Annotated in this window: 6 protein-coding genes; 3 read left to right on the top strand and 3 right to left on the bottom strand. The window is 70.3% G+C overall.

The genetic code is table 11. The annotated features are described in order from the left end of the window. From HUU94_RS12025 to HUU94_RS12015, 3 genes are all read left to right on the top strand, one after another. Window positions 1–391: ABC transporter permease (locus HUU94_RS12025; RefSeq protein ID WP_174275306.1), on the top strand; the 391-nt coding region annotated here is incomplete at its 5' end. Further along, window positions 388–1,968 carry a nickel ABC transporter ATP-binding protein NikE gene (gene nikE, locus HUU94_RS12020; RefSeq protein ID WP_174275305.1) on the top strand — a complete coding sequence of 527 codons (1,581 nt, stop codon included), beginning with the start codon at window positions 388–390 and terminating at the stop codon, window positions 1,966–1,968. The genes HUU94_RS12025 and nikE, both read left to right, overlap by 4 nt. A 159-nt stretch (window positions 1,969–2,127) precedes the next feature. Beyond that, on the top strand, window positions 2,128–2,649 hold the full coding sequence (locus HUU94_RS12015; protein WP_174275304.1) for a hypothetical protein: 522 nt from the start codon (window positions 2,128–2,130) through the stop codon (window positions 2,647–2,649). 34 nt (window positions 2,650–2,683) lie between these two features. Here the strand turns inward: HUU94_RS12015 and HUU94_RS12010 are convergent, their stop codons facing one another. From HUU94_RS12010 to HUU94_RS12000, 3 genes are all read right to left on the bottom strand, one after another. After that, window positions 2,684–3,211, bottom strand: a complete 528-nt coding sequence (locus tag HUU94_RS12010) for a phosphoribosyltransferase (protein ID WP_174275303.1) — start codon at window positions 3,209–3,211, stop codon at window positions 2,684–2,686. After that, the gene (locus HUU94_RS12005) at window positions 3,208–4,221 is read right to left on the bottom strand and encodes an adenosine deaminase (RefSeq protein WP_174275307.1); all 1,014 of its coding nucleotides are present in this window, start codon (window positions 4,219–4,221) and stop codon (window positions 3,208–3,210) included. Before HUU94_RS12005 ends, HUU94_RS12010 begins: the two co-directional genes overlap by 4 nt. A gap of 78 nt (window positions 4,222–4,299) precedes the next feature. Next, window positions 4,300–4,697: phosphatase PAP2 family protein (locus tag HUU94_RS12000; protein ID WP_174275302.1), on the bottom strand; the 398-nt coding region annotated here is incomplete at its 5' end.

Raw genomic sequence — 4,697 nt, 5'->3', positions numbered from 1 at the left:
CGTTCCGGTGTTCGCGCGCGTCACGCGGGGGGCCGCCGCCGGGCTGTGGCGCCGCGATTTCGTCGCGGCGGCGCGGCTCGCGGGGCGGGGACGGATCGCGATCTCGGCCGCGCACATCCTGCCCAACATCCTCGGGCTGATCGCCGTGCAGGCGACGATCCAGCTTTCGCTGGCGCTGATCGCCGAGGCGGGGCTGTCCTATGTCGGGCTCGGCGTGCAGCCGCCCGCGCCGAGCTGGGGACGGATGCTGGAGGAGGGCCAGACGCTGCTCGGCATCGCGCCGCGCCTCGCGATCCTGCCGGGGCTGGCGATCCTGCTCGCGGTGCTGGGCTTCACCCTGGTGGGCGATGGGCTGCGCGATCGGCTGGACGTCGGCGGCGGCGGGGCATGAGCCTGCTCGAGATCGCCGGTCTCGGCGTCGCCTTCGGGGACCATTGCGCGCTCGACGGCGTCGCGCTGACGCTGGCAGCGGGCGAGATCCTCGGCATCGTCGGCGCGAGCGGATCGGGCAAATCGACGCTGGCGCTCGCCGCCGTAGACCTGCTGCCCGAAGGTGCCGTGCGCGAAGGCACGATCCGCTTCGACGGCCGCGCGCTCGATGCGCTCGGCGAACGCGGGCGGGACGCGCTGCGGGGCGCTGAGATCGGGCTGATCTTCCAGGATCCCGCCGCGGCGCTCGATCCGCTGTGGACGATCGGCGCGCAGGTCGCCGAAGCGATCCGCGTCCACCGCCGCTGTTCCCGGCGGGAGGCGCGCGACCGCGCCGCCGAGACGCTGGCGCGCTGCGGGCTCGATCCCGCCGAGGCGCCGCCGTCGCGCTATCCGCACCAGCTTTCGGGCGGGCAGCGCCAGCGTGTCGGCATCGCCATCGCGATCGCCAACCGCCCGAGGCTGCTGATCGCCGACGAGCCGGCGACCGCGCTCGATGCCGTCACGCAGGCGAACATCCTCGCGCTGCTCCGTGGGCTGGTCGCCGAGGACGGCATGGCGCTGCTGCTGATCAGCCACGATCTCGCGCTGGTCGCGGGAATCGCCGATAGCATCGCGGTGATGCGCGACGGACGGATCATCGAGACGGGGCCGACCGCCGCGCTGCTGGCCGATCCCGCGACCGGCTATGCGCGCGATCTCGTGAGCGCGGCCGCCGCGCGCGACACCGTTCCCGCCGCCGGGAAAACGGAGGAGCGGGAGCCGCTGCTCGAGGTCGAACATCTGAGCTTCGCCTATCCCGCGAGACGGCGCCGCTTTCACGCCGATGCGCCGATGCTCGCGGTCGCCGACGTCGGCTTCGCGATCGCGCGGGGCGAGATCGTCGGGCTGGTCGGCGCGAGCGGATCGGGCAAGTCGAGCCTGATCCGGCTGATCCTCGCGCTGGCGCGGCCGCAGGCGGGCGAGGTGCGCATCGGCGATGCGTCGCTGACTTTTGCCAAGGGCCGCGTGCTCCGCCGGCGGCGGCGGCGGGTGCAGGGCGTCTTCCAGCATCCGCGCGCCAGCTTCGATCCGCGCTTCCGGGTCCACGCTATCGTCACCGAGCCGCTGGCCTTGCTCGATCGCGACGAGGCGCGCGCCGGGCGCGTCGATCGCGCGCTCGAACGCGTCGGCCTCTCCGCCGCCCTCGCCGAACGCTACCCCCATCAGCTTTCGGGCGGCGAGCGCCAGCGCGTCGCGATCGCGCGCGCGATCGTGCTGGAGCCCGCGCTGGTCGTGCTCGACGAGGCGACCTCGGCGCTCGATCCGATCAGCCGCGCGGGCATCTTCGCGCTGATCGAGCGGCTGTCACGGGAGCAAGGCATCGCCTTCCTGATCGCGACGCACGATCTCGCGATGCTGCGCGGCTTCGCTGATCGGCTGCTGGTGATGGAAGCGGGGCGCATCGTCGAGCAGGGCGAGACCGGGCGCCTGCTCGGCAACCCCCGTCATCCGCACACCACCGCGCTGATCGCCGCCACGCCCGAACTTCGCCCGTAGGGTACTCACGTTGGACTTCGTCATCCCGGCCTTGAGCCAGGGTCCCGCTGCCTGCCGACGTCGAAGAAGAAGGTGGACCCCGGCTCAAGGCCGGGGTGACACCTCAGCTTGAACAGGAGCGCCGGAGCATAGTGCTACGGCCTTGGTTATCGCGGCGACGTGCCCGTAGGCGAGGTTGTCGCGCCGGTCGATCCCGTCGTACCGGTTCGCCCGGTGCTGGTGGTCGTTGTGCCGCCGGCCGTGCCGCCGGTCGTCGTGCGGCTGCCGGGGGTAACCGCGCCCGCGCTCAGGCCGGTGCTCCCCCCGGTTGAGCCCGGAGAAGAAAGCGTCATCGCGCTGGTGCCCGTGCTGGAGCCGGTCGACCCCGCGATCGATCCCGTCGCGCCGATCCCGGTGCCCGATCGCGTGCTAGCCGATCCGCTGCCCATCGTGCCGGTGCCCATCGACGATCCGGCGGTCGAGCCCGTCATGCCGGAATTGCCCGACATCGGCGTCTGGCCGCTGGTGGAGGTGGCGCCCGCGCCGCCGGTCGCACCGACGGTGCCGCCGGACGCGCCGACCGAAGCGCCTGCGCCTGCGGTCTGCGCCGATGCCCCGGCCGAAAGCAGCAGGCCACCGATCGCGATTGCGAGATTATGCTTGTTCATCATCCTGTCCTTTGAAACGGTACAGGGAGGGTAACGAGGCACCGCCAAGCCGGGTCCAATCGTTACGGCTATGCGAGCCCCAGCCGCTCGGGCACCTGCTCGGCTTCCTCGATCAGCGTCTCGCGCGGCGCCATCGCTTCCCAGGGGAAGACGAACCAGCTCTTGTCGATCGCGCGATCGATCGTCCGCGCGCGATACTCGACCTTGGCGGGCGAGCGGCTGTTGTCGATCAGCACCGCGACGCGCAGGTTCCGATCGGCACCGCCCGCGCCCAGGATCGCGCCGCGCAGCGTCTCGATCGTCTTCCCCGAATCGTTGATATCGTCGATCAGCAGGATGCGCGTGCCGCCGCGCGTCTGCGCCGCGATCTTGGCGAGCAGCTCGTCGGAAAAGCCCGGCACGCCCGAGCTGTGATCGACGGACAGCAGCGAAATCCCCGTGCGGTGCGAGAGATAGGCTCCGGGCACGAGCCCGCCGCGCCCGATGCCGACGATATGATCGGGCCGCCAGCCGCTCGCCTGCACCGCCGCCGCGATCGCCTGCACGTCGGCGACGAACTGTTCGTAGGATATGGGGACGAGATCGGGCTGGCTCATGCCGTGGCGTCCGCCGCGACGAAGGCATCGATCCTCGCCAGTTGCGCATTAACCTCGGCGTCCGAGAGGAAGGAGCCGAGGAAGCTGTTGCGCGCCAGCGTGATCATCGCGCCGCGATCGAGCAGCGGCGCCACAGCGCGATAATTATCGGCGAGATAGCCCCCGAAATAGGCCGGATCGTCCGAATTGATCGTCGCGCGCATCCCGCGCTTCAGCATCGCCGCGATCGGGTGATCGGCGAGATCGTCGACGACGCACAATTTATGGTTGGAGAGCGGGCAGACGGTCAGCGTCGTGCCCTGCCGCACCAGCCGGGTGATCAGGCCTTCGTCCTCCATCGCGCGGTTGCCGTGATCGAGCCGATCGATGCCGAGCACGTCGAGCGCCTCGCGGACATATTCGGGCGGCCCCTCCTCGCCGGCATGCGCGACGCGCTTGAGCCCCGCGGAAGCGGCGGCGGCGAAGACGCGCGAGAATTTGCTCGGCGGATGCCCGAGCTCGGAGGAATCGAGCCCGACGGCGGCGATCTGATCGAACCATGGCTCGGCCATCGCCAGCGTCTCGAAGGCGTCGCCCTCGTCGAGATGGCGCAGAAAGCAGAGGATCAGCTTGGAGGTGATGCCGAGCTGCGCCTGCGCCGCCGCCATCCCCGCGCACAGCCCGTCGGCGGCGACCTGAAACGGAATGCCGCGCGCGGTATGCGTCTGCGGATCGAAGAAGATTTCGGCGTGGGTGACGCCGTCGGCGTGCACCCGGCGGAAATAAGCGAGCGCGAGATCGTGGAAATCCCGTTCGGTGCGCAGCACGTCGGCACCCTGATAATAGATGTCGAGGAAGTCCTGCAAATTGCCGAAACTATAGGCGGCGCGAATCGCCTCCACCGAATCGAAGGGGATCGATATCCGGTTGCGGCGCGCGAAGGCGAACATCTGTTCGGGCTCAAGGCTGCCCTCGATATGGAGGTGCAGCTCGGCCTTGGGCAGTCCGGTGATGAAGGAATCGTCCAAAATTTCGTCCCGAGCGCGCGAATCCCGTTCACCCCTTAGCCGCAAAGCGGGGAGAACCGCCAGCGCGCTTGGGCTGGCCGGCTACACCGCCCTGCCCCGCAGCCTGTCGCTGTCCCGCGCCTTCGATCGCTGAGGCCGGGCGATCGCGCCGACCGCGCAGAGCCACGCCAGGCCGATCAGCCAGCCGCCGATCACGTCGCTGATCCAATGTACGCCGAGCACCACGCGGCTCGCCCCGATCGTCAGCGCGACGAGCATTCCCAGCCCCGCCAGCCAGCACGATCGCGCCCGCCCGCGCGTCGATCCGGCGATCGCGCCGAGCAGGGGATAGAGAATCATCGATCCCATCGCGTGTCCGCTCGGAAAGCTCCAGTCCTTCTCGGTGACGAGATGCCAGAGGAAATCGGGGCGCGGGCGATCGAACATCAGCTTGAGGAGGGGCAGCGCCAGCGCGCCGCTCGCCACCGCGCCGCCGAGCA

The organism is Sphingomonas bacterium (assembly GCF_903644055.1).
Lineage (GTDB): Bacteria > Pseudomonadota > Alphaproteobacteria > Sphingomonadales > Sphingomonadaceae > Sphingomonas_I.
The sequence above is the reverse complement of the archived record's forward strand: the minus strand, read 5'-3'. Positions and strand labels throughout refer to the sequence as shown.